This window comes from Thiovibrio sp. JS02, from assembly GCF_053485635.1.
In genome coordinates, this window is the sequence record NZ_CM130715.1 from 961,029 (window position 1) to 982,176 (window position 21,148).

General features: G+C 56.0%; 20 protein-coding genes and 1 tRNA gene. 14 read left to right on the top strand and 7 right to left on the bottom strand.

All coding sequences use genetic code 11. The features are described from left to right. Positions 1-19 precede the first annotated feature (19 nt). Together ACUUL3_RS04565 and ACUUL3_RS04570 are read right to left on the bottom strand one after the other, a co-directional pair. The gene (locus ACUUL3_RS04565; protein ID WP_448555014.1) at positions 20-682 is read right to left on the bottom strand and encodes a CBS domain-containing protein; all 663 of its coding nucleotides are present in this window, start codon (positions 680-682) and stop codon (positions 20-22) included. Beyond that, entirely contained in the window at positions 661-1,659 is a 999-nt protein-coding gene (locus tag ACUUL3_RS04570; protein WP_448555016.1) for a histone deacetylase family protein, read from the bottom strand. Before ACUUL3_RS04570 ends, ACUUL3_RS04565 begins: the two co-directional genes overlap by 22 nt. A gap of 234 nt (positions 1,660-1,893) precedes the next feature. On the opposite strand from ACUUL3_RS04570, the gene ACUUL3_RS04575 reads away from it, so the two are divergent. The 4 genes from ACUUL3_RS04575 to ACUUL3_RS04590 all read left to right on the top strand — a co-directional run bounded on the left by ACUUL3_RS04575 (position 1,894) and on the right by ACUUL3_RS04590 (position 6,576). Continuing rightward, on the top strand, positions 1,894-3,060 hold the full coding sequence (locus tag ACUUL3_RS04575) for a deoxyguanosinetriphosphate triphosphohydrolase family protein (protein ID WP_448555018.1): 1,167 nt from the start codon (positions 1,894-1,896) through the stop codon (positions 3,058-3,060). Continuing rightward, a complete protein-coding gene (locus tag ACUUL3_RS04580) occupies positions 3,057-4,826 on the top strand; it encodes a chloride channel protein (protein WP_448555020.1) in 1,770 nt (589 codons plus the stop codon). Before ACUUL3_RS04575 ends, ACUUL3_RS04580 begins: the two co-directional genes overlap by 4 nt. 193 nt (positions 4,827-5,019) lie before the next feature. Next, entirely contained in the window at positions 5,020-5,445 is a 426-nt protein-coding gene (locus ACUUL3_RS04585) for a hypothetical protein (protein WP_448555022.1), read from the top strand. 201 nt (positions 5,446-5,646) lie between these two features. Beyond that, positions 5,647-6,576, top strand: a complete 930-nt coding sequence (locus tag ACUUL3_RS04590) for a surface lipoprotein assembly modifier (protein WP_448555024.1) — start codon at positions 5,647-5,649, stop codon at positions 6,574-6,576. Positions 6,577-6,701: 125 nt separating this feature from the next. Here the strand turns inward: ACUUL3_RS04590 and ilvC are convergent, their stop codons facing one another. Further along, on the bottom strand, positions 6,702-8,174 hold the full coding sequence (gene ilvC / locus ACUUL3_RS04595) for a ketol-acid reductoisomerase (RefSeq protein ID WP_448555026.1): 1,473 nt from the start codon (positions 8,172-8,174) through the stop codon (positions 6,702-6,704). A gap of 418 nt (positions 8,175-8,592) precedes the next feature. Between ilvC and ACUUL3_RS04600 the strand changes: the two genes are divergently transcribed. The 6 genes from ACUUL3_RS04600 (at position 8,593) to ACUUL3_RS04625 (ending at position 12,884) form a co-directional block, all read left to right on the top strand. After that, positions 8,593-8,784, top strand: coding sequence for a hypothetical protein (locus ACUUL3_RS04600; RefSeq protein WP_448555028.1), 192 nt, complete (start codon positions 8,593-8,595; stop codon positions 8,782-8,784). Positions 8,785-9,240: 456 nt separating this feature from the next. Beyond that, positions 9,241-9,678, top strand: coding sequence for a hypothetical protein (locus ACUUL3_RS04605; protein ID WP_448555030.1), 438 nt, complete (start codon positions 9,241-9,243; stop codon positions 9,676-9,678). A gap of 26 nt (positions 9,679-9,704) precedes the next feature. Then, positions 9,705-10,268: a BON domain-containing protein gene (locus ACUUL3_RS04610; RefSeq protein WP_448555032.1), complete on the top strand. Its 564-nt coding sequence runs from the start codon at positions 9,705-9,707 to the stop codon at positions 10,266-10,268. Between the two features lie 39 nt (positions 10,269-10,307). Continuing rightward, positions 10,308-11,162 (top strand): MORN repeat-containing protein, encoded by an 855-nt coding sequence (locus ACUUL3_RS04615; RefSeq protein WP_448555034.1) that lies wholly within the window; start codon positions 10,308-10,310, stop codon positions 11,160-11,162. A 22-nt stretch (positions 11,163-11,184) separates the two neighbouring features. Continuing rightward, the gene (locus ACUUL3_RS04620) at positions 11,185-11,937 is read left to right on the top strand and encodes an RNA methyltransferase (protein WP_448555036.1); all 753 of its coding nucleotides are present in this window, start codon (positions 11,185-11,187) and stop codon (positions 11,935-11,937) included. A 641-nt stretch (positions 11,938-12,578) separates the two neighbouring features. Beyond that, entirely contained in the window at positions 12,579-12,884 is a 306-nt protein-coding gene (locus ACUUL3_RS04625) for a two-CW domain-containing protein (protein ID WP_448556432.1), read from the top strand. A 37-nt stretch (positions 12,885-12,921) separates the two neighbouring features. Here the strand turns inward: ACUUL3_RS04625 and ACUUL3_RS04630 are convergent. Next, positions 12,922-12,998, bottom strand: a tRNA-His gene (locus ACUUL3_RS04630). Between the two features lie 92 nt (positions 12,999-13,090). Next, entirely contained in the window at positions 13,091-13,744 is a 654-nt protein-coding gene (locus ACUUL3_RS04635) for a zinc ribbon domain-containing protein (RefSeq protein ID WP_448555038.1), read from the bottom strand. Between the two features lie 592 nt (positions 13,745-14,336). On the opposite strand from ACUUL3_RS04635, the gene purM reads away from it, so the two are divergent. Continuing rightward, complete coding sequence (gene purM / locus ACUUL3_RS04640; RefSeq protein ID WP_448555040.1) at positions 14,337-15,395, top strand: phosphoribosylformylglycinamidine cyclo-ligase; 1,059 nt, start codon at positions 14,337-14,339, stop codon at positions 15,393-15,395. A gap of 69 nt (positions 15,396-15,464) precedes the next feature. On the opposite strand, the gene ACUUL3_RS04645 is transcribed toward purM, so the two are convergent. Next, complete coding sequence (locus ACUUL3_RS04645; RefSeq protein ID WP_448555042.1) at positions 15,465-15,959, bottom strand: MogA/MoaB family molybdenum cofactor biosynthesis protein; 495 nt, start codon at positions 15,957-15,959, stop codon at positions 15,465-15,467. Positions 15,960-16,247: 288 nt separating this feature from the next. Between ACUUL3_RS04645 and murJ the strand changes: the two genes are divergently transcribed. Then, a complete protein-coding gene (gene murJ, locus ACUUL3_RS04650) occupies positions 16,248-17,846 on the top strand; it encodes a murein biosynthesis integral membrane protein MurJ (RefSeq protein ID WP_448555044.1) in 1,599 nt (532 codons plus the stop codon). Between the two features lie 14 nt (positions 17,847-17,860). Here the strand turns inward: murJ and ACUUL3_RS04655 are convergent, their stop codons facing one another. Further along, positions 17,861-18,610 (bottom strand): 16S rRNA (uracil(1498)-N(3))-methyltransferase, encoded by a 750-nt coding sequence (locus tag ACUUL3_RS04655; RefSeq protein ID WP_448555045.1) that lies wholly within the window; start codon positions 18,608-18,610, stop codon positions 17,861-17,863. A gap of 36 nt (positions 18,611-18,646) precedes the next feature. On the opposite strand from ACUUL3_RS04655, the gene ACUUL3_RS04660 reads away from it, so the two are divergent. Then, entirely contained in the window at positions 18,647-19,915 is a 1,269-nt protein-coding gene (locus tag ACUUL3_RS04660) for a 3-deoxy-D-manno-octulosonic acid transferase (RefSeq protein WP_448556434.1), read from the top strand. 5 nt (positions 19,916-19,920) lie between these two features. After that, positions 19,921-20,979, top strand: coding sequence for a tetraacyldisaccharide 4'-kinase (gene lpxK, locus ACUUL3_RS04665; protein ID WP_448555047.1), 1,059 nt, complete (start codon positions 19,921-19,923; stop codon positions 20,977-20,979). The last annotated feature ends 169 nt before the right edge of the window (positions 20,980-21,148 follow it).

Below are 21,148 nucleotides of genomic sequence, written 5' to 3' on the forward strand. Positions count from 1 at the left end.
TACTTTACCGAATTCTTCATTATTCCCCCTGCGTGGCTTTTCCTGCCCCGCAGGTGAAACCGGCCTCCCGCAGGGCGTTGTGTACGGCGCTGATGTTGAAGGTGTTGACCCGCAGGTAGATTTTTTCCGCTTTTCCCTCTCCCCCTTCGGTGCGGATCAGGCGGGTGAAGCGGATGTCGTGCTCTTCCAGCACCTTGGCGATGCGGGAAAGGGGTTTTCGTTTGCCATCGTGCGTGACCACCACCATGGCGCTGCCCCGTTCCCCCAGGCCGAAGATCCTGCGGTAGGCGGCCATCAAATCGCGGGTGGTGAAGATGCCGATCACCCGCTTTTCTTCGTCCACCACGGGCATGGCCCCGATTTTTTCCCGGTCGAGGAGGATGAGGGCGTCGTCCAGGGTGGACATCGCGGTGAGGGTGAAGGCGGCGCCGGTCATGATGGCGCTGACCGGAGTCCGGTCCAGCTCGACCAGGCAGGCCCTGGCCTTTTCCTCGGAAAGCACGGAAGAGGGGTAGGCGGAGCGCAGATCGCGGTCGGTGACGATGCCTTGCAGGCGGCCGTCCTGGTCCACCACCGGCAGGTGGCGGAATTTCCCGCTCCGGAGAAGCTCTCTTACCGCGGGTAACGGGGTCTCCGGGAGAACGGTGAGCGGATTTGGGGTCATGTATTTGGTGATGAACATGGTGAGTCCTCTTTTGGGCCATGGGTGCAGAGGGCGGTGAGGTAGGCGGTGACGCTCTCCGCCAGGCTCGTCAGGTGGTAGCCCCCTTCCAGGATGGAGAGCAGCTTGCCCTGGCAGAACTCGCCTGCCAGCGAAGACATCTCCGTGCCGAGGAGGGCAAAGAGTTCCGTGGAATAGGCAAGTCCGGACATGTCGTCATCCCTGTGCCCGTCAAAGCCCGCGGAAACGATGAGCCGTTCCGGCCGGAAGTCGGCCAGGGCCGGGCGGATTTTCTGTTCCAGCGCCTTGACGACCAGCTGGTCGGTGGCGCCGGGCGGCAGTGGGATGTTCAGGGTGAAGCCTTTCCCCTTGCCGGTGCCGGTCTCCTCGGAGTAACCGCTGCCCGGAAAGCTGTAGGTAGGGTGTTCGTGGATGCTGATGTACAAAACCTCGGGGTCTTCCTCAAAGGCGCTCTGGATGCCGTTGCCGTGGTGCGCGTCCCAGTCGATGATCGCGATTTTTCTCCGGCCGTGGCGCTGTTGCCAGTAGCGGGCCGCCAGGACGCTGTTGTTCAGGAAACAGAAGCCCAGGGCCATGTTGCGCTCGGCATGGTGCCCGGGGGGACGTACCGCGCAGAACACCTGCTCTCTGTCCTTTTCCAGCAGGTCGATGGCGGTGAGGCCGGCGCCGGCGGCCAGAAGGGCGACCTCATATGATTCGTAGCAGAGCTGATTGTCCGGATGGTCGATAAAGGTTTTTCCGGAAAGGGCGCTTTCTTCGAAGCGGAAGAGGTAGTTCTCCTCGTGAAAGTTGGTCAGCCAGTTGCGCTCGGCCTTTCTGGGCAGGGCGGTTTCCAGATGTTCCTTGAGGGAGGAAAGGGCAAGCCTCTCCCCGATGGTGCTGAGCCGTGCCGGCACCTCCGGATGTTCGCCACCGCCGGTCTGGTGGGCGGCGAAGTCGGGATGGGTGACAATGGTGAGTGGCTTCAGGTTCGGCACCGGAATTCCTCTGTCGGGGAAGGCGAAAAAACAGATTGCCATTGGCGGCGGGAAAAGGCTATCAACTATTTAGGTAGTATTGCCTATTTTGAAAAAAAATAACACCGGGAAATTTTCAGAAGGCGCGGTGCTGTTTTTCATTAAAACAGTACTGGAAAGGCAATGGGTTGTTATGGTGGACAGGCTGGGCTATAATGGCTCCTCTTATCCGGAACCGAAATAAGAAGAGAGCCCATGAATTATTCAACCGATCCGCAATTGCTTGCCATGAAAGAGCAGCTGGACCATCTGGAGGCCCAGCGTCTGTCCCCGCTTGCCGCCTTGAGCAGGCAGGCGCTTCGCCGCAAGTCCGAAGCCGGGGAAAAAGACCATCGGCAGGCCTTTTCCGCCGATGGCGACCGCATCCTCCATTCCCGTTCCTACACGCGCTACATCGACAAGACCCAGGTTTTTTACATGGTCAAGAACGATCATATCACCCATCGGGTTCTGCATGTGCAGCTTGTTTCCAAGATCGCCAGGACCATCGGCCGCTACCTGCGCTTGAACGAGGATCTCATCGAGGCCATCGCCCTGGGCCACGATATCGGTCACCCTCCCTTTGGCCACGACGGGGAAAAGGTGCTGGACGGGCTTTGCCGCGAGCATGGGCTGCCCTCCTTTCAGCACAACCTGCAGAGCGTCCAGTTCCTGGAGAAAATCGAACGTCGGGGCCGCGGCTGGAACCTGAGCCTGCAGACCCTGGACGGGATCATGTGCCATGACGGTGAGATCCACAACCGAACGCTCAGTCCCCAGCGTACCAAGACCTTTGCCGAATTCGACGCCCAGCTTGACGCCAAGGCCCACGACCGCGGTCTGGCCTTGATTCCCATGACCCTTGAGGGTTGCGTGGTGCGCTTTTCGGACACCATAGCCTATATCGGCCGCGACATCGAGGACGCCATCGAACTCAAGCTCATCAGGCGCGAGGATATCCCGGTCCGCTGCCAGGAGTCCTTTGGTAAAACCAACGGGGCCATCGTCTACCGCCTGGTCACCGACCTGATCACCAACGGCGCCGGCGATGACACCATCGCCTTCAGCGAAGAGGTTTCCGATCGGCTCCGGGAGCTGAAGGCCTTCAACTACGAGCGCATTTATATGAACCCGGCCATCAAGAAAGGATTCGGGAAAATAGGCAAATGCTATAGAGTGTTATTTGAATCCTGTCTTGAGGACCTTGGCGGGCGGCGGCGCGATTCCGCCATCTTCCGGAAGTTTCTTCTGGAGCAGGCGGAGGAATACAGCGCTGGCCAGGAACCGGCCGCCATTGTCCGTGATTTCATCGCCGGCATGACCGATGATTATTTTCTCTCCCAGGCCGCCTCGTTGGGCTGCGAGGTTCCCCAAAAGGCATGAATATAAAGATCAAGAATTTCCTGCCCGGCGAAAATTTTAGAATGGTGGCCATTGCCGTGGCCATCGGGCTTGCGGCCGGCGGAGCGAATATTCTTTTCCGCGCCTGCGTGCATTTCGTGCACCAGAATTTTTTTGTCCGCGGCTATGAGCTGTTCGGCATAGGAGCCGGTGGATTCTCCCTGCTTCTGCTGCCTCTTTTGCCTGTCTGCGGCATGCTGCTTCTTATCCCGCTTTCCCTGCTCTTTCCCGGCGAGATCAACGGGTACGGCTTTCCAAAATTTCTGCGCCAGGTGAATCTTGAGGGCGGTATCATCCGTTTCCGGACCATTGTCCTGAAGATTCTCTCCTGTTCGCTCACCATCGGTACCGGCGGCTCCGCCGGGGTTGAAGGTCCCATCGCCCAGGTCGGCGGCGCGGTGGGTTCCCAGGTGGGCCAGTTTTTTCGGGTATCGGGCAACAGGATGAAGGTCTTTATTGCGGCAGGCTGCGCCGGCGGCGTGGCCGCCATGTTCAACGCGCCCATTGCCGGTGTTTTTTTTGCCGCGGAAATCGTCCTGCTCGGCACCTATGAAATCGGTTCTTTCGCCGCCCTGGTCATTTCTTCGGCCATGGCCACCGTTATCTCCCGCGCCTATTACGGGGTCTCGCCCGCCTTTCCGATCCCGCCCTACCAGTTTGTCAACCGTCTGGTCGAGGTTCCCCTCTATTCGGTCATGGGGCTGGTCATGGGCTTTGTGGCGATTTTTTATATTCAGATTTTTTATCAGATCCGGGACCGGTTTGCGGCCCTTGAACTGCATCCCCAGCTCAAGCCCGTGCTCGGGGCACTGATCACCGGGGTGATCGCCATCGGGTTTCCGCAGATCATGGGCGACGGCTACCAGTACATCGCGAGCATCCTGGATGGCCGCGGCGTGCTCTGGGTGATGTTGACACTTGTTCTCCTGAAAATCGTCGCCACCTCCATCACCCTTGGCTCCGGCGGGGCAGGCGGCGTATTTGCCCCCTCGCTTTTCATCGGCGCCGTCATCGGCGGTTCTTTCGGCGATATTGTGCACCGGCTCCTGCCCGAGTACACGGCAAATCCCGGCGCCTATGCGGCGGTGGGAATCGGCGCCTTTCTCGCTTCCGTGACCCATGCGCCGCTCACCGCCATCTTTCTGCTTTTTGAGATGACCGGCAACTACCAGATCATCATCCCCATCATGCTCTGCAGCATCATCGGGACGGTGGTCGCCAGCAAGTTCAATCCGGAATCCATCGATACCGTGGATTTCAGCCGGGATGGTATCGATATTCACGAGGGCAGGGAAACGGCGGTGATGAAGTCCATCAAGGTGGGCAAGATCATTACCGAGGATGTCGATTTCATCAGCGAGCAGGCCAATGTGGACCAGCTGCTCAAGATTTTCAGCATGACCGAGGGCAGCTTCTATTTTCCGGTGATCGACGAAACCGGTCGCATGACCGGCATGGTTTCGATGCAGGATGTGAAGAGCATTCTCCACGATGAGGAATTGCGCTTGGGCGCCAGGGTGGGTGATATCTGCACCCGCAAGGTGGTGATGCTCACCCCGGACGACAATATCTATACCGCCATGACCCTTTTCGATTCCAAGGGGCTGGAGGAGATTCCGGTGGTCGAGGCCACGGACAACCGTTGGGTGGTGGGGATGCTCAAGCGCCGCGACGTGATCGCCGCCTACAACAAGGAGGTGCTCATCAAAGGGATCAGCGAGCGCACCGCCTCCATCCGCCTGCAATAATTTTTCCCGACCTTTGCCTCCTGAAACCGGCTTTTTCTCCTGCCCGGCGAATTTCTTTGGAACCATTCTCCGCACCCCCCCGTTTAACCCCATATCGCCCATCGGTCCGGTGGCGATAACCGCGGCCGCGAGCCTTGCCGTACCCGCCGGTTCGCGGCAAAATTCATTCCATAACCAGATACAGGGGGGAAGTATGAAAAAGATTTTCAGTATTCTTTCGGTTTGTGTGTTTGCCCTTTCCGTGGCCGGGTTTACCCAGGCGGCGGACGAGGAGGTTGTTGCCGAGCTTTCCGGGGAGAGCACGGTTGCCGAGGCGACGGTGAGCGAGCCGGCGACTGACGCCGAGGTTGCCGATTCGACCGCGGAGGAGGCGGTGGTTACGGAGGCGGCGCAGATCAAGGAGCAGAACCGGTTTCGCCACCAGCAGCAGGTGCGCATTCGCAATGAGGTGCACAGTGAAGTGAAGGAATCCGTCAAGGCGTCGGTCAAGGCGTCGGCCAGGGATTCGGTCAAGGATTCCGTGAAAGCCTCGACCCGTGACGCGGTCAAGGAGGCGGCCAAGCTCGCCGCCAGAGAGGCGGGCAAGGAGGCGCGTCGGGAAATGAGAAGGCCTGATTAGTCCCTCTGTTTCCGGCAGGATGTTGAAAAAAGCCTTCCCGGCTTTTTTCAAGCACGCCCTCGCGGAAATAAATTCTGCGAGGGATCGCCCATGACAACGAGTTACCCCTTGTTGACATGGGCGATCCAGCCTTGTTCGCGGGCTTCCGGTCCGTCGAGGAACCCGTTTTTCACGCACGGCGGTATTTTGGACGAGGAACAAATGAAGCGAGTCAAGGAACAGCAACTGGCGGGAAGTCTGGCCTTCATCCTGATGGCGGTGGGCCTGACGGCCTCATCCGCTGCGGCGGGCGAGGCAAAGGATTGGAGCCTTACTCTGGGCGCGGGTTTCGAGTATGACGACAATCTCAGCGTGGAAGAGCAGGATCTGGTTTCGGATCAGTCCGACACCGCGGCCGTATTCGAGCTTGAGGGCGGATACCGTTTCGGGGAAAAATTCCCCGGCAATCCGGAGATCACGTATAATTTTTACCAGAGCCTCTATGACGATTATTCCGAGTATGATCTGCAGTCCCACACCCTTTCCCTTGCAGGCGAAGAGGAGTTCGGCAAGGCAACGGCGGGGCTGGACTATTCATACTCGTACACAACCCTGGACAGCGACGGTTTTTTGCAGACGCACGGCCTTACGCCCGGTCTCGGCTATGCGCTGACCTCCCAGGTCTATCTGCACGGAAGTTATATTTTTCTGGACAAGGATTTCCGGCAGAGCGGGAACAATCCGAGGGATGCGGTCAACAATTCCCTGGGCGCGGATCTGTTTTACTTTTTCCGGGAGAATCAGAAGGATTTTTTGCAGCTTGGCTACAGGCTGGAAGATGAAAACGCGAGCGGCAGCGAATATGAGTACCAGGGGCAGATCCTGAAGGTGTCCGTGCAGATGGTGTTTGCCGAGGAAACCCTGCTGCGGCTTGCCTACAAGTACAACCTCAAGGATTATGACAACATTACCGAGAGTATCGGCGTGGAACGGGAAGATACCAGGCAGGCCTTTCAGGTGACGGTGTCGCGCCCGCTTTACGGGCGGCTTTTCGGCCGGCTGGATTATCAGCACCTGATGAACGATTCGAACCTGCCTGCCACCGACTATACGGAAAACATCATCTATGCCGGACTGGAGCTGAAGCTCTAGCCACTGTTGCCGGGAGAAGGCCGGCGCTCACCCCGTTCCGTCGGGGGGAATGGTGTCCTCTTGAAAAAACAAAGGCCGCCCGGATATTCGGTGCGGCCTTTGTCGTGTCTGCTTCGGAGCGAACCTCAGATGATGGGCTTCATGGCGCTCATGTAGGAGCGCAGTTCTTCGCCGATCGCTTCGACGCCGGTGTAGCGGATGGCCTCGTTGACCCGGACCAGCTCGATATTGCTCACGCCGTTATCCTTGCTCTTCAAGCCCTTGCCGATCACGTCGGTGTCGATCTTCTTCATGAAACCCTTGAGCAGCGGCACGGCGGCATGGGAGAAAAGGTAGCAGCCGTACTCGGCGGTGTCGGAGATGACCACGTTCATCTCATAGAGCTTCTTGCGGGCGATGGTGTTGGCGATGAGCGGCACCTCGTGCAGGGATTCGTAGTAGGCGGACTCTTCCTTGATGCCCGCGGAAACCATGGTGTCGAAGGCAAGCTCGACGCCGGCCTTGACCATGGCCACCATCAGGATGCCGTTGTCAAAGTATTCCTGCTCGCTGATCTTCATCTTGCCGGAGGTCGATTTTTCAAAGGCGGTTTTGGCGGTGGCCGCGCGCCATTTGAGGAGATTCTTGTCGTTGTTGGCCCAGTCCTCCATCATGGTCCTGGAGAAGTGTCCGCTCATGATGTCGTCCATGTGCTTTTCAAAGAGCGGGGTGAGGATCTCTTTCAATTCCTCGGCAAGGTAGAAGGCCTTGATTTTGGCCGGATTTGAAAGGCGGTCCATCATGTTGGTGATGCCGCCGTGTTTCAGGGCCTCGGTGATGGTTTCCCAGCCGAACTGGACCAGTTTGGATGCATAGCCGCTCTCGATGCCTTTTTCGATCATTTTGTCGTAGCAGAGCAGGGAACCGGCCTGGAGCATGCCGCAGAGGATGGTCTGCTCTCCCATCAGGTCGGACTTCACCTCCGCGACAAAGGAGGACTCCAGTACGCCGGCCCGGTCGCCGCCGGTACCGCAGGCATACGCCTTGGCCAGATCCCAGCCGATGCCCTTGGGGTCGTTCTGGCGGTGCACCGCAATCAGGGTGGGCACGCCGAAGCCGCGTTTATACTCCTCCCGCACCTCGGTTCCCGGTGATTTGGGGGCGACCATGATCACGGTGATGTCTTTGCGGATCTGCATGCCTTCCTCCACGATGTTGAAGCCGTGGGAGTAGGAGAGCGCGGCACCCTTTTTCATCAGGGGCATGACCGTGGTGATCACCTTGGTATGCTGTTTGTCAGGGGTGAGGTTGATGACCAGATCGGCCTTGGGGATCAGTTCTTCGAAGGTGCCCACGGCAAAGCCGTTGCCAGAGGCGTTTTTGTAAGACTGGCGCTTGGTCTTGATCGCCTCTTCCCGCAAGGCGTAGGAGACATCAAGACCGCTGTCCCGGAGGTTGAGCCCCTGGTGCAGTCCCTGGGCGCCGCAGCCGACGATGACGATCTTTTTGCCCTTCAGGGCCTTTACCCCGTTAAACTCGGAAGCGTCCATGAAACGGCACTGGCCCAGTTCTTCAAGCTGCAGACGCAGCGGTAAGGTGTTAAAGTAATTCTCTCCCATTTGGTTTGTCTCCGGTACTGGTAATCTTGAAAATCACTCCACCAGGCAAGTCTGGTGTAACAGGAAAACGAAACAAGTACATTTACTCTATAACAGTTGTTCCGTAAACCGGTAATGCGTTTTTTCTTCCCTGGCTGCCTGTCGGCTTATCGACTCCTTTTCGGCAGGAACGAAAACCGCGTGTCGGGAATGGCCATTCCGTCCCGGGGGCAAGGTGGGATTTCCTGTTTTTGCCTCGATAATTGTCCAAGGAGTCCCGGGAAAAGCGAGTGGCGTCGGTGATTCTCGTTTTTAATCTGGGCTTCCCGTATTTTTTCCGTATTGCCTTGTCGTAAATCACATGCGACTATTTGTCCTAACAATTTTTTAATCCTGGGAGGGCGTACTTATTTTTGCTAAAGCGATTGAGCAGGCGGTGTTGTGCAGAAAAAATCACGCCTGCGTCAGGAATGAAGTGTATTGCCGGCCGGCATGGCCCATTGATCCGGACAATTTTTATTTCATCGGTTCCGACCATGAGGCCGATTGCCCCTATCAAAAAAAGTACGGCCACCTTTTCACCTGTGGCTGTCCGTTGCGAAAGGCCATCTTCAAGGGCTACAAGGTATAGGGGCTGTCGAAAATCCGGAGGGGCCGGGTAAATGATCGAACGGCAAACAATGTCTCCATGGCCTGTCGGCCCTATTTTTTCCCGGCAAGGCAGCAAAAAACATCATCCCGCCATCCTTCAATCTGATCCTGATAGGCCTCGGTTCCTGATTCCTGTCCGCACACCGTGCAGATGACTTTTGCGCTGTGTCAGCGTCCGGAAAGTTCGGCTTTTTTGCCGCAGAAGATGCAGGCAAGGGTGAGCTCGGGAGGAGAAACGCTCTTGTTTTTTTCGGGTGGGGGCGTTGCCATATTGCTTCGAAGCCTTTTGTTGAGGAACTTGAGGAACTGAAATTGATGGTTGCGGCAACCCTTGCCCATCGCAAGGGTTTTTATCCGTGGACGAGAAAAATCTTTCATTATCACAGGCCCTTGGCTAATATAATCTGGTCATGTTCCCACCAAAGGAGGATTTGCCATGAACAAAGGTAAGCATCCGCTCTTTCTTGTTGGCCTGCTTTTTCTCCTCGTATCTCTTCCGGCCTGCCAGACCACCGGGGGAGCTGTCTCCGTCAACATGCCGCTCGACGATGGCGGGCCAGGGGTGGGCCGGCCCGGTGGCCCGCCTCCCCATGCGCCGGCCCATGGCTATCGGAAAAAATATTCGTACCGCTATTACCCCGATGCCTATGTTTATTTTGATACGGGCCGGGGGCTTTATTTTTACCTTGACCATGACCAGTGGCGGATGAGCGTTTCCTTACCCCAGGAGATCAAGGTCCGTCTTGGAGGCGGAGTGGAAATCGAGATGGACAGCGACAGGCCCTACACGGATTTCGATGCGCACAAAGGGAAATACCCTCCCGGCAAGATGAAGCGCAAGGAAAAAGAAAAGAAGAACAGGGGGTGGGAGTGATGGCGATGCCGTATAGAGTGACCCGCATGTGTTTGTTGTTTTTGCCTGTCGCCTGTCTGATCTGCGCGGGCTGCACCCCGGCCGTGGTCGGCGGCGGAGCTGCCGGCGGTTACAAGGTGGCGACGGACGAGCGTTCCGCCGGCGACATGGTTGACGATGTCGGCATCACGGCCAAGGTGAAGTCGGATCTCATTGCCGAAAAAACGATCAAGGCCCGCAATATCGACGTCGATACCATCAACGGCGTGGTCATCCTTTCCGGGTTTGTCGATTCCCAGAAGGAGATCGACAGGGCCGTGGCATTGGCCAGGGGAGTGCCGGGCGTGCGGCAGGTGAAAAACGAATTGCGGATCGGCTCCCGCACGGTCGGCCAGGCTTTTGACGACAAGGTGCTCGGGACGAGGATAAAGGCACGTCTGGTGGATGAGCCCGGAATCAGATCGCTCAATATCGATGTGGATGTATATGCCGGCATGGTGACCCTCACCGGCATCGTCCAGAGTCAGGAACAGAAAAAAACGGTCTTCGCCATTGTCCGGTCCGTGGACGGGGGCCGGGGTATTGTCGACAATCTGCAGATCGGAAAATAGTCGGGCTGGGCAACGTCAAGGCGCCAGGCAGGGGGGATAATGAGGCTTTTATTTTGCGTATTGCTGGCCTTGCAACTGGGAAGCGGCAGCGCGCTTGCCGCATGTGTCAGGGGAGACTGTGGCAACGGAAGAGGAACCTTTGGCTATCCCGATGACCGGACCTATGAAGGGGAATGGAAAAACGGGTTGCGGGACGGCTCCGGCAGGGAAACTTATTTCGACGGTAACAGCTATTTCGGGGAATGGCGCAACGATCAGAAGAACGGCAGGGGAACTGAAACCTATTCCGGCGGGAATAAATACGTGGGCGAATGGAAGGATGGCAAGGCCCACGGCAAGGGGATCTTTACCGTTTCCGACGGAACGGTTTACGAAGGGGAATGGCAATTCGGCCTGAAAAGCGGCCTGGGGGTGGAATCCTTCCCCGATGGTGGCCGTTACGAAGGGGAGTGGCTGAACGGTTTCCGGAATGGGCAGGGAACGGAAATATTCCCTGACGGAGGCCGTTATACAGGTTCCTGGGTTGAGGACAAACCGACGGGCGAAGGCTCATACCGTTATGCCAACGGAGACGAGTATGTGGGACAGTTTCTTGGTTTTAAGCGGCACGGACAGGGAACCTATATCTTCGCTGCTGGCGGCAGGTTTATTGGCCAGTGGCAGAATGGGGTGAAGCACGGAGCCGGGGAAATGGAATTTGCCGATGGCGGCCGTTTTGTCGGCCAGTGGCTCAACGGCGAACCGAGCGGCTCCGGCCTCTACACCTACCCCAACGGTGACCGCTACGAGGGTGAGTTCAAGGGCTTTATCCGCCATGGCCAGGGAACCTATACCTTTGCGGACGGGACCACCATGAGCGGGCAATGGCGGCAAGGGAATTTTCTGCAAAAGTGAACCTGTCGCCGGCAACCAGTTAATGAATCCTCAGAATATCAGTATCGTTCTCGTTGAACCGCAAGGGGCCGCCAATATCGGTTCCGTCGCCCGGGTGATGAAAAACTTCGGCCTTGCCGAGTTGCGCCTGGTGCAGCCGCGGGCCGATTACCTCGGCAAGGAAGCCACGAACATGGCGGTAAGCGCCGTCGATCTGCTGCGGCAGGCGCGGCTTTATGGGGATCTTGCCGGGGCTTTGGCGGATAGAAATCTTTCCGTGGGGTCAACCCGGCGTTTCGGCAAATACCGGGAAGAGTGTGTTCCACCGGCTGAAGCCGCGGCAACGGTTGCCGCTCTTCCCAAGTCCGCGCGGATCGCCTTTGTTTTCGGCAGGGAAGACACCGGCCTGAAAACGGCGGAACTGGATCTCTGCCAGCGCCTTATCTCCATTCCGACCCATCCTGATCTCCCCTCCATGAATCTTGCCCAGGCCGTGACCATCTGCCTTTACGAACTGTTTCTCAAGGGCGCTGGCCAAAGCAGCACTGCCAGGAAAGAACGGCTGACTGTTTCGGGCAAACCCCTGCGGGCCATGTACGATCACATGCGCCAGACACTGCTCGATGCGGATTTTCTTGATCCGCAGAATCCTGAGCATCTCATGCGCACCTTCCGCAGGATTTTCGACAGACATGGCCTGAACGAAAGGGAAGTGCGGGTTATTCGCGGCCTTATGAGCAGAATCGACTGGTTGCTTGCTCATGCCCGGGGTGTGGCCGGCAAGGACAGAGGATAGTGGCCGGCAAGAATTTTTGCTTCGCTCTGAAAAAGTAATTTTCAGGGTTTACTCGAGAGGATTTGCAGTGATATGATCCCATACAAGAGGGAGAGTCTAACACACACATAAAAAACGGCAGCGTTACCGCAACGTAAGCTGAAAAAAAGAGGCTCATCCCGCAAAAGCAGGACCACCAGTTGGTCCTGCTTTTTTTATAAAAAAGGCTAAACCCCGATGCCGAATTTTGTAGAAGGCAGTTCCCGCAACAGGGCACAAGGGTTTAGCCAAGGATGTAACAAAACCATGCTATACCATTCCGAAATTTTTCGTGCGTAAAAAGAGCTGGGAAAAGAAAAAAACCGTTCTGAGCATGCCGGCTTCAACGCAATTGGTTCGAAAGGCCCGCCATTCCCTGCGCGTTATGGCGAGCATGCCCACCTGCGGCAAAGGTTTTTGAGATGAGGGCGGGAACGGCATGAGGAAATGCAGGAAGGGGTTCCTGGGATAAAAAATGATTGCTGGTACGCAATGACTGCGCAGGCCTGAGGATGATTCGCGTTCAATCCGGATGCAACGTACCGGAAAGCGATTTTTTATCACCTGTTCCCGTATCGGGCTTTTGAATGTCAGCCCCAGTCGGGGTGAGGGAGACTGTCTTGATGAAGAAAAACTGTTGGGAAGTTAAGGGTTGCGGCCGGATGCCCGGAGGGGCAATGGTCAAAGAACGGGGAGAGTGCCCAGCTGTTAAATGTTTCCCGGCGCACGGCATACACGATGGCATAAACGGCGGCCGGGCTTGCTGGGCTATCTCCGGTACCTTTTGTGATGGCGCGGTCCAGGGAAGCTTTGCCGAAAAGATCGGGGGCTGCGCCAGCTGTGATTTTTATAAGCTGGTTATAAGACAGGAGGGGAAATCCATTAAGTCTACCTACGAAATTTTGGAGCGGATAGGGTCGAAAAGATAAAGGGCTTGAGAGATACCCCTCAAGCCCTTGAAATTCCTGGGGTGAGCGATGGGACTTGAACCCACGACCGCCGAGGCCACAACCCGGTGCTACCACCAGCTGAGCTACGCTCACCATAGATGTTACGGGGCGATGGTTGCCGCGCAACGGCCCCTTTATAATCAATCAGCCGTAATTGCGCAAGGCTAAAGTCTGCGTTTGGTCGGTTATGCTTCTTTTCCGCAGTGCTTGCACACCTTTGCCTGCCCCTTGATGATCTCCATGCAGTGGGGGCATTCTTTCAGATGGTTTTTTTCCAGGAGCTGTTTTATGGCGATGTTGGCAGCCATCTCAATATCGCTGTGCACGAACTTGTGATTGCGGATCGGATCGATGCAGTCAAGGTTGTTCAGCTCCACAAGCAGTTCACACGCCCGGTTTCGCACTTTCAGGTCCGCGCAGTTGTCCAGGATGAGGCAGAGCGCCGGCTGGAGATTTTTGTCGGCAACGCAGGTGTCCATCTGTTCGGTGAACTTCACTTCATTGTGGTAGCGCTGATTCGTTTTTTTGATGCTCTCGACATCGATAATCGAACCCGTAAAGGCTTGCGGACTGCCGACCATCATGGGCTGACCGGTCTTTTCGCCTGGCAGGAGCATGTAGCGGCAGGAGGCGCTGTGTCCATAATGTTCTTCAAATTCTTCCCAGCTTTTGGCAAAGAGAGAACATTGGTCATTGAGACAGATAAAAAGAACATCAGATCCCCAGCCCAGGCCGTCACCTATGTGGAACGGGGGGGCTTCACAACAGGATAGTTGTGTGCCGCAATGGGGGCAGAGGTGAACTTCCTTGGCCAGTTGTATGCATCTGTCAATATCCATGGTGATACTTCCTCCGTAAACGCCGGACGCGGCGAAAGGGTTGGTGTTGAGGGATGTTTTGCTTTATCGGAAGGCTTAGGAGGCGTTCCGGAGTCAGAGCAAATATGCCGGCCCCAGTAGCATTGGAAAAATGATATGGGAAGCGCAGTATTTTAGTAAAAACTTCATTGCGCCAAGAATAATGCACAATTGGGCGGAGGTCAATGTCGCTCTACTTTTTCTCTGTAAAAAAATGATGCATTGGCAAGAGGTTACTGACTGCAACCATCTTGCGGGGCAAGGATGGCAGGGGCAGCGGGAAAGGTTCTTTCGGGTGGGCATGAAATGGTCTTGAGTTTCCCTTGGGAATCGGAGTACAATTTTTAAAACTCTCTTGTGGGATGGGCGTAAGAAACGATTCCGAGCAGAAAATGTCCCTCCTGTTTCATTGGCGTATTTCGCTGAATTTCTAGGAAATTGATTGACTTTTTGGGGCGTGGTAATTAAAGATTAGCGCTCTTCTTTTTCAGGGAAATGAATACGTTGCGAACCGACTTTCGGGGCGGTCGCTGAATTTTTTTAAGATTGAAAATTGGGGTTACTGTAAAAGGTTATGGCTAAAAAAGAGTGTTCTCGATACACGGAAGCCGGGGTTGATATCGACAAGGGGAATGCCTTTGTTGAAAATATCAAACCCATTGTTGCCTCCACCTTTCGGCCCGGCGTACTCACCGGGATCGGAGGTTTTGGCGGTCTTTTCGCCCTTGGCGGGGGCAAGTTTCAGGATCCTGTTCTGGTTTCCTCCACCGATGGCGTCGGGACCAAGCTGATCATTGCCAACATGTGCAACAAGCATGATACCATCGGTATCGATCTGGTGGCGATGTGTGTCAACGATATCGTTGTCTGCGGGGCGCACCCCCTCTTTTTTCTTGATTATTTCGCCACCGGCGGCCTGGAGCTGTCCGTGGCCACCGATGTTGTCAAAGGTATCGCCAAGGGCTGCGAAATCTCCAAATGCTCCCTGATCGGGGGGGAAACGGCGGAGATGCCGGGATTGTACAAATCAGGAGACTATGATATTGCCGGTTTCGTTGTCGGCATCTGCGAGAGGGAAAAGCTCATTGACGGTTCGGAAATTCGGGTTGGCGACAAGTTGATCGGCCTTGCTTCCAGTGGTGTGCACAGCAACGGGTATTCCCTGGTCCGCAAGATCTGTTTCGAGGAGATGGGGTTGCAAGTCAGCGATACCATTGCGGATTTCGGCTGTACCCTTGGCGAGGAGCTGCTGCGTCCCACCAGGATCTACACGGAGACTCTCCTGAACCTGTTTAAAAATTTCAAGGTGAAGGGCCTGGTGCATATTACCGGCGGCGGCATCATTGACAATGTTCCCAGGGTTCTTCCCAATGGCTGCAAGGCTGTTATCGATAAGAAGAGCTGGGATGTCCTGCCGGTTTTTGAATTTCTGCAGAAAAATGGAAAAATTTCCGCCTTTGAGATGTGTCGGACCTTCAACTGTGGGATCGGCATGGTCGTTGTCGTGGACGCCAAACAGGTTGATGACTGCATGCAGCAGCTGATTGCCCTGGGTGAGAAACCCTACCTGATCGGCGAGATCGATGCCCGCAAGAAAAAGGATGTGAGAGCGGTGGAAGTTGACTGCGGGTGATCTTGATTTGAGAGAATACTGAGTTGGCGGCCTTCAGGTGTGTACCTGAAGGCCTTTTTTTTGCGGGAATTAACTCCCGCAATCCTTGCTGCCGCCCTTGATTTTATATATGGCATGCGCAAGAGCGGGGAGAACGGCCTCAAGATTCTCCTCTGCCGCCTTTTTGCTTCCCGGCAGATTGATGATCAGGCTTTCTTTTCTGATGCCGGCAATGCCGCGAGAAAGCATGGCATTGGGGGTTTTTCGCAGGCTCGCCAAACGCATGGCCTCGCCGATGCCCGGGATCTCGCGGTCGAGGACGGGCCTGGTCGCCTCCGGGGTGAGGTCGCTGGGCGCCACCCCGGTGCCTCCCGTGGTGAGGATCAGGTCTATGCCCTCTTTGTCCACCCAGGCCGTGATGCCATCCCTGATCTCTTCAATGTTGTCCGGCACAATTTTGTAGGCTGCGACGGTAAAGCCGTTTTCGCTCAACATTGTCCGCAGTTGCGGACCGCTGGTATCTTCCCTTTCCCCGCGGGATCCTTTGTCGCTGATGGTCAGTACTGCGGCGCTGTAGACAGTCATATTCTTCTCCATGGTCATGGTTGGGGATTTTTGGTATAGTAGGCGAAAAAAGTTAATAAAGTCAAGCAGCTAGTTTGAATGTTGGTTGTTTTCTCCCGGTTAACCTGCTATTTTGGCAATGGATTCGTGCGAGGGGCGCGGGGGAACGGCAGCAGGTCCGTTTTGCGGAGCCGGAGCGGGCTGTGCAGCCATTTTTTTTGTTGCTGTTTTCCCCCTGGTTCGGTTCCTCCGGGTGGGGATCGCGTTCCAACCCGTTGCAATGGTAAGCGGAGATTCGATTCAAGGTATATGAAAAATCCGGCAAGGGATACAGGGAAAATCGCAAGATCCGCCGGCACGGTCGGCGCGGCGGTGATGTTCAGTCGCATCCTGGGACTGGTGCGGGAGCAGGCGTTTGCGCTCCTTTTCGGTGCCGGTTATGCCTTTGATGCCTTTGTTGTCGCCTTCCGAATCCCCAATCTGTTGCGGGATCTCTTTGGCGAGGGGGCGCTCAGCGCGGCCTTTGTCGCGGTTTTTTCCGATTATGAAACCAACAGGGGGGAAAAAGCCACCTGGGCTCTTGCCTGCAATGTGCTGGTCTTCGTCAGCCTGCTTTTGAGTGTTCTCACGCTGCTCGGGGTGATTTTCTCCGAACAGCTGGTCAACCTCATGGTGGATGCGGAGTTTGAGACGGTTCCCGGTAAGGTTGCTCTCACCCGGCAGCTCTCGGTCATCATGTTTCCCTTCTTGATCTTCATCTCGCTCTCCTCGGTGGTCATGGGGGTTCTCAACACCAAGGGCCGTTTTTTCATCCCGGCCATGGCTTCGAGTTTTTTCAATCTTGGTTCCGTGATCGGCGGGGTAGGGCTTTCGCTGCTGATGCCGAGGTTCGGGCAGCCGGCCATCGTCGGCATGGCAATCGGCACCCTGATCGGCGGGTTTCTGCAGTTGGCCGGCCAACTGCCCGCCCTGTTCAGGGCAGGCTTTATCTTTATGCCGCATCTGGATTTGCGTGACCCTGGCCTGCGCCGGATTCTCCGGCTGATGATTCCGGCCGTGGTCGGACTGGCGCCGTTGCAGATCAACGTGTTGATCAACACCTATTTCGCTTCCTCGCTCGAGCAGGGCAGTCTCTCCTGGTTGAGCTATGCCTTCCGCCTCTTCTGGCTGCCGGTGGGTATTTTCGGAGTGGCGCTTTCCACCGCGACCATGCCCGTCATTTCCCGCTATGCCGCCCTGAGGGATTTTGAAAAGCTCAAGGAAACCTACACCTCTTCCCTGACCATGGCTTTTTGTCTCACCATTCCGGCATCGGTGGGTCTGGTGATGCTCAGCGAACCGATCACCAGAATTATCTTTGAACATGGTAATTTTGGCGTTCTTGCCACGCAAAAGACCGCGGAGGCGCTTACCTGTTATGCCATCGGCCTGTTTGCCTATTCCTCGGTAAAGATAATGATACCGGTTTTTTATGCACTGGATGAGACCCGCTATCCCGTGCTGGGCAGCTTTCTGACCATGGCCGTCAACGTTCTGGTTATAGTCCTCACCATCGGTCACCTCAAGCACCAGGCTCTGGCGTTTTCCATTTCCTGCGCCATGATCGTTAATTTTCTTTTTTTAAGCACCGCACTCTACCGCAAACTTTCCGGCTATCCCCTGCGGTACCTTTTTTCCGGACTGGGGAAGGTCCTCGTGGCTTCGATGCTGATGGGGCTGGGTTTGCACTTCCTGGGCATCCAGTTCGCCAGCGTCCAGTCCGGGGGAATTTGGCAGGGGATTGCCCTCCTGGCTGTCGAGATCCTTGTTGCGATGATAATTTATGGGAGCGTTCTCTATGCTCTGGGCCTGCGTGAACTGAAAATCCTGGTCGAGCGGCTGCGGTTGCGTTTCGGCAGGGGGGGATGACTTTTTTGCGTCAGCTAAGAAGACAGCGGCGGAATCTGGCGTAAAAGGCTCAGTTGGGCAAGGAGGGCCGGGACGGCGGTGTCGACCCGCAGGATACGCGGCCCCATGCTGAAGGACGCAAAGCCCTGCTCCTTGAACATGGTCAGTTCGAAATCCACCCAGCCTCCCTCCGGGCCGATTGCGAGAATGATTCTTTCGGCAAGGGGTTTTCCATGCACGAGGGGAAGGATTGGCTCCCCCGCTGGGTCTGCCGTCAGACGTGTCGGCGTGTTGTGTATGATCTCGGGTAACAGGTCTTCCGCAAAGGGACGGAAGCGGGGATGGACCGAGATTTCCGGCATCCGGGTGTCGATGGCCTGTTCAAGACCGAGCCTGAGGGGTTCTGAAAAGTCATTGCTCTGGATGAGGGTTGCCTTGAAAAAACTTTTTTCGACCCGGTTGGCGTTGATCAAAAAGATTCTGCTGACCCCCATGGATGCTGCCTGCGCCAATACCCGCTTGAGCATGATGGGCCGAGGCACGGCAAGAATCAGATCCAGGGGCGGCGCGCTCGCCGGTTTTTCGCAAAGGTTGAGGGCAAGGGCAACCTTTGTCCTGTCCAGCTTTAAAATGCGGCCAAGGCCGATACGTCCGTTGACCACGCCGACGCGGACGCTGTCTCCTTCCCGGCTGCGGAGAACCTTGCGGATGTGTTCGGCCCGGCGATCGGTCAATTCGACCTGCTGGTCGCTGATTTCTTCTGGATAAATGAGTATCAGGTTCACGGTGCGATGGGTGTTCTTTTTTTCTATAATCTATTGATGATTGCTGGGGCGATTGTATTCGCTCCCTTCATTTTCGTCAAAGTTATACTGACGCCGAAGTATCGCAGCCGTTTTTCAAAGCGGTTGGGTTTTCTGCTTGCTGATGATGCGCGCAAGCTTGCCGGCAAGCCGAGGATCTGGGTGCATGCGCTTTCGGTGGGAGAAGTCGCTTCGGCAAAAAGGCTGGTGCAGGAGATACGAAAGGCATTTCCTCGCGCCGCCATTGTTTTTTCCGCAGCAACCTCTGCCGGGGAACAGCTTGCCCGAACCGTGCTGACGCGGGAGGTGGATTTGTTTCTCTCCTTTCCCCTTGATCTGTACTGGAGCGTGAAAAGGGTTGTTTCACTGGTGGACCCCGATCTCTTCGTCCTGGTGGAGACGGATTTCTGGCCGAATTTCCTGGCCGTTCTCAGGAAAAAGGCGATTCCCGCCGTCCTGGTGAATGGTCGGATCTCGGCAGAGTCCTTTGCCCGCTACCGGAGGTTGCGCTGGTTTTTTCTGCCGCTCTTTCATTCCTTTTCATATCTTGCCATGCAGACCGTCCGGGATGCCGAGAATATGCGCATGCTTGGCGTGGCAGGCGAGCGTCTCGCCGTGCTTGGCAATCTGAAGTACGATGCGGTGCTGCCTGATGTCGAAACGAGAAAAGGCATTGAGCGCTCCTCTCTCCAGGTTCCGGCCCAAGCTCTTATCCTGGTGGCTGGCAGTACGCATCCTGGCGAGGAGGAATTGCTCTTTGCCGCTTTTGCCAGCTTGCGGACCACCCTGCCGCGTCTTTTTCTGATTATTGCGCCCCGGAATGTCTCGCGAGGCCAGCAACTTGCCGCGATGGCGGAAGACTATGGCCTGCAGGCCTTTTGCCGGTCGCAGGCGGCAGTCGGCAATGAATCCGTGCTGGTGCTTGACACCCTGGGGGAGTTGGCGTCCGTTTACGGCATCTGTGACGTGGCTTTTGTCGGCGGAAGCCTTGTTCCGGAGCGGGGGCATAATCCGCTTGAGGCTGCGGTGTTCGGCAAGCCCGTTGTGTATGGCCCGTCCATGGAGGATTTTGCCGAAGTGAGCCGGGATCTTCTTGCCGTCGGCGGAGCGAGGCAGGTTGGTGACGGAGAAGACCTCCTCGCCGTTCTCTCCCTTTTTTTTGCCGATGCCGCCATGCGGCAACGGGTGGGAGAAAAGGCAAAGGAACTGGTCGCGGCGCAACAGGGGGTAACGGAGAGGCATATCGCTCTGCTCTCTCATGTTTTGCAAGAGGGGGGAAAGAGATGAGGAAGATGATCAAAGCCCTTTTTTTTGTTGGTCGGCTTTTTTCGCCATTTTACAGCCTGATCATGGTGTTGCGCGCCTCCCTGTATCGCAGGAATCTTCTTCTTCGTTCCCATCGGTTGCAGGTGCCTGTGATCAGTGTCGGCAACCTCACCCTGGGAGGGACAGGGAAAACGCCCATGGTCCTCTACGTCACCAGATATCTCCTGGGGCTTGGGAAAAAACCCGCCATTGTCAGCCGTGGGTATGGGGGGAAAGCCATGGGCAAGGTGCATGTCGTTTCCGATGGTAAAAAAATCCTCATGCCATCAAGCCTTGCCGGGGATGAGCCCACCATGATGGCGGAGGCCATCCCTGAAGTTCCCGTACTGATCGGGCCGAACAGGGTTCCGGTGGCGCAGCGGGCGGCAAAGGATTTTCACGCCAATGTCATTGTCATGGATGATGGCTTTCAGCATCTTGCCCTCAGGCGCGATGTCGATCTGGTGCTTTTCAGCGCCAGAACCTTTCTGGGGAGCGGCTGGGTTTTTCCCGGCGGAGAGTTGCGGGAACCTTTTTCAGCCCTCAAGCGGGCCAGCGGTTTCGTCGTCACCGGGGTGGACAACAGTAACCGGATGGCAGTGGATGCCTTCCGTCGTCTCCTGAAAGGGGTATTCCCGGAAAAACCGGTATTTCTTGGTGAATACCTTCCAGTGAGTCTTTTGCACAGCCAGCAAAGTAAAACCTATGCCGTTGAGCGGGCAAAAAAAATGCCTCTTTTCGGTTTCGCGGGCATCGCCAACCCGGAGGCCTTTCGGCATACCCTGAAAAATGAGCGGTTCCTGCTCACTGGTTTTCAGGGATTTCCCGATCATCATCAATACACTGCCGAAGAGGTGAATGCCCTTGTCGCGACGGCTGTGTCCCGTCGTGCCCGGGCGCTCATCACCACGGAGAAGGACTTTGTGAAACTGAAACCGTTTTTCGGTGAATTCCCCGTTCTGGCTCTCAAGATTGAGCTTCTCATGGGGGAGGATTTTGATCTGTTTCTCAGCGAGGCGTTGAGCAGAGCCACTGGGGCGAACTGAAAGAATCGGTTCGGTCCTGGTCATGCACAGGTGTGTTTTTTTTGCAACAGTATGGCCTGGCTGGAGGTGTTGTCGTGGGATTGGCTCGGGTTGTTGTTTTTTTAAGGCACTGAATTTGTGGTTTATTTTCCTGATGTGTTTGGGTTGGTCGGTGTGTGGCCTTGTTTTT

Coding starts and splice junctions, on each gene's coding strand:
- ACUUL3_RS04575 (WP_448555018.1), top strand. CDS start 1,894: ATGAATTATTCAACCGATCCGCAATTGCTTGCCATGAAAGAGCAGCTG.
- purM (WP_448555040.1), top strand. CDS start 14,337: ATGGCTAAAAAAGAGTGTTCTCGATACACGGAAGCCGGGGTTGATATC.
- ilvC (WP_448555026.1), bottom strand. CDS start 8,174: ATGGGAGAGAATTACTTTAACACCTTACCGCTGCGTCTGCAGCTTGAA.
- ACUUL3_RS04615 (WP_448555034.1), top strand. CDS start 10,308: ATGAGGCTTTTATTTTGCGTATTGCTGGCCTTGCAACTGGGAAGCGGC.
- lpxK (WP_448555047.1), top strand. CDS start 19,921: ATGATCAAAGCCCTTTTTTTTGTTGGTCGGCTTTTTTCGCCATTTTAC.
- ACUUL3_RS04635 (WP_448555038.1), bottom strand. CDS start 13,744: ATGGATATTGACAGATGCATACAACTGGCCAAGGAAGTTCACCTCTGC.
- ACUUL3_RS04620 (WP_448555036.1), top strand. CDS start 11,185: ATGAATCCTCAGAATATCAGTATCGTTCTCGTTGAACCGCAAGGGGCC.
- ACUUL3_RS04590 (WP_448555024.1), top strand. CDS start 5,647: ATGAAGCGAGTCAAGGAACAGCAACTGGCGGGAAGTCTGGCCTTCATC.
- ACUUL3_RS04580 (WP_448555020.1), top strand. CDS start 3,057: ATGAATATAAAGATCAAGAATTTCCTGCCCGGCGAAAATTTTAGAATG.
- ACUUL3_RS04585 (WP_448555022.1), top strand. CDS start 5,020: ATGAAAAAGATTTTCAGTATTCTTTCGGTTTGTGTGTTTGCCCTTTCC.
- ACUUL3_RS04605 (WP_448555030.1), top strand. CDS start 9,241: ATGAACAAAGGTAAGCATCCGCTCTTTCTTGTTGGCCTGCTTTTTCTC.
- ACUUL3_RS04645 (WP_448555042.1), bottom strand. CDS start 15,959: ATGACTGTCTACAGCGCCGCAGTACTGACCATCAGCGACAAAGGATCC.
- ACUUL3_RS04625 (WP_448556432.1), top strand. CDS start 12,579: ATGAAGAAAAACTGTTGGGAAGTTAAGGGTTGCGGCCGGATGCCCGGA.
- ACUUL3_RS04565 (WP_448555014.1), bottom strand. CDS start 682: ATGTTCATCACCAAATACATGACCCCAAATCCGCTCACCGTTCTCCCG.
- ACUUL3_RS04660 (WP_448556434.1), top strand. CDS start 18,647: ATGATTGCTGGGGCGATTGTATTCGCTCCCTTCATTTTCGTCAAAGTT.
- murJ (WP_448555044.1), top strand. CDS start 16,248: ATGAAAAATCCGGCAAGGGATACAGGGAAAATCGCAAGATCCGCCGGC.
- ACUUL3_RS04610 (WP_448555032.1), top strand. CDS start 9,705: ATGTGTTTGTTGTTTTTGCCTGTCGCCTGTCTGATCTGCGCGGGCTGC.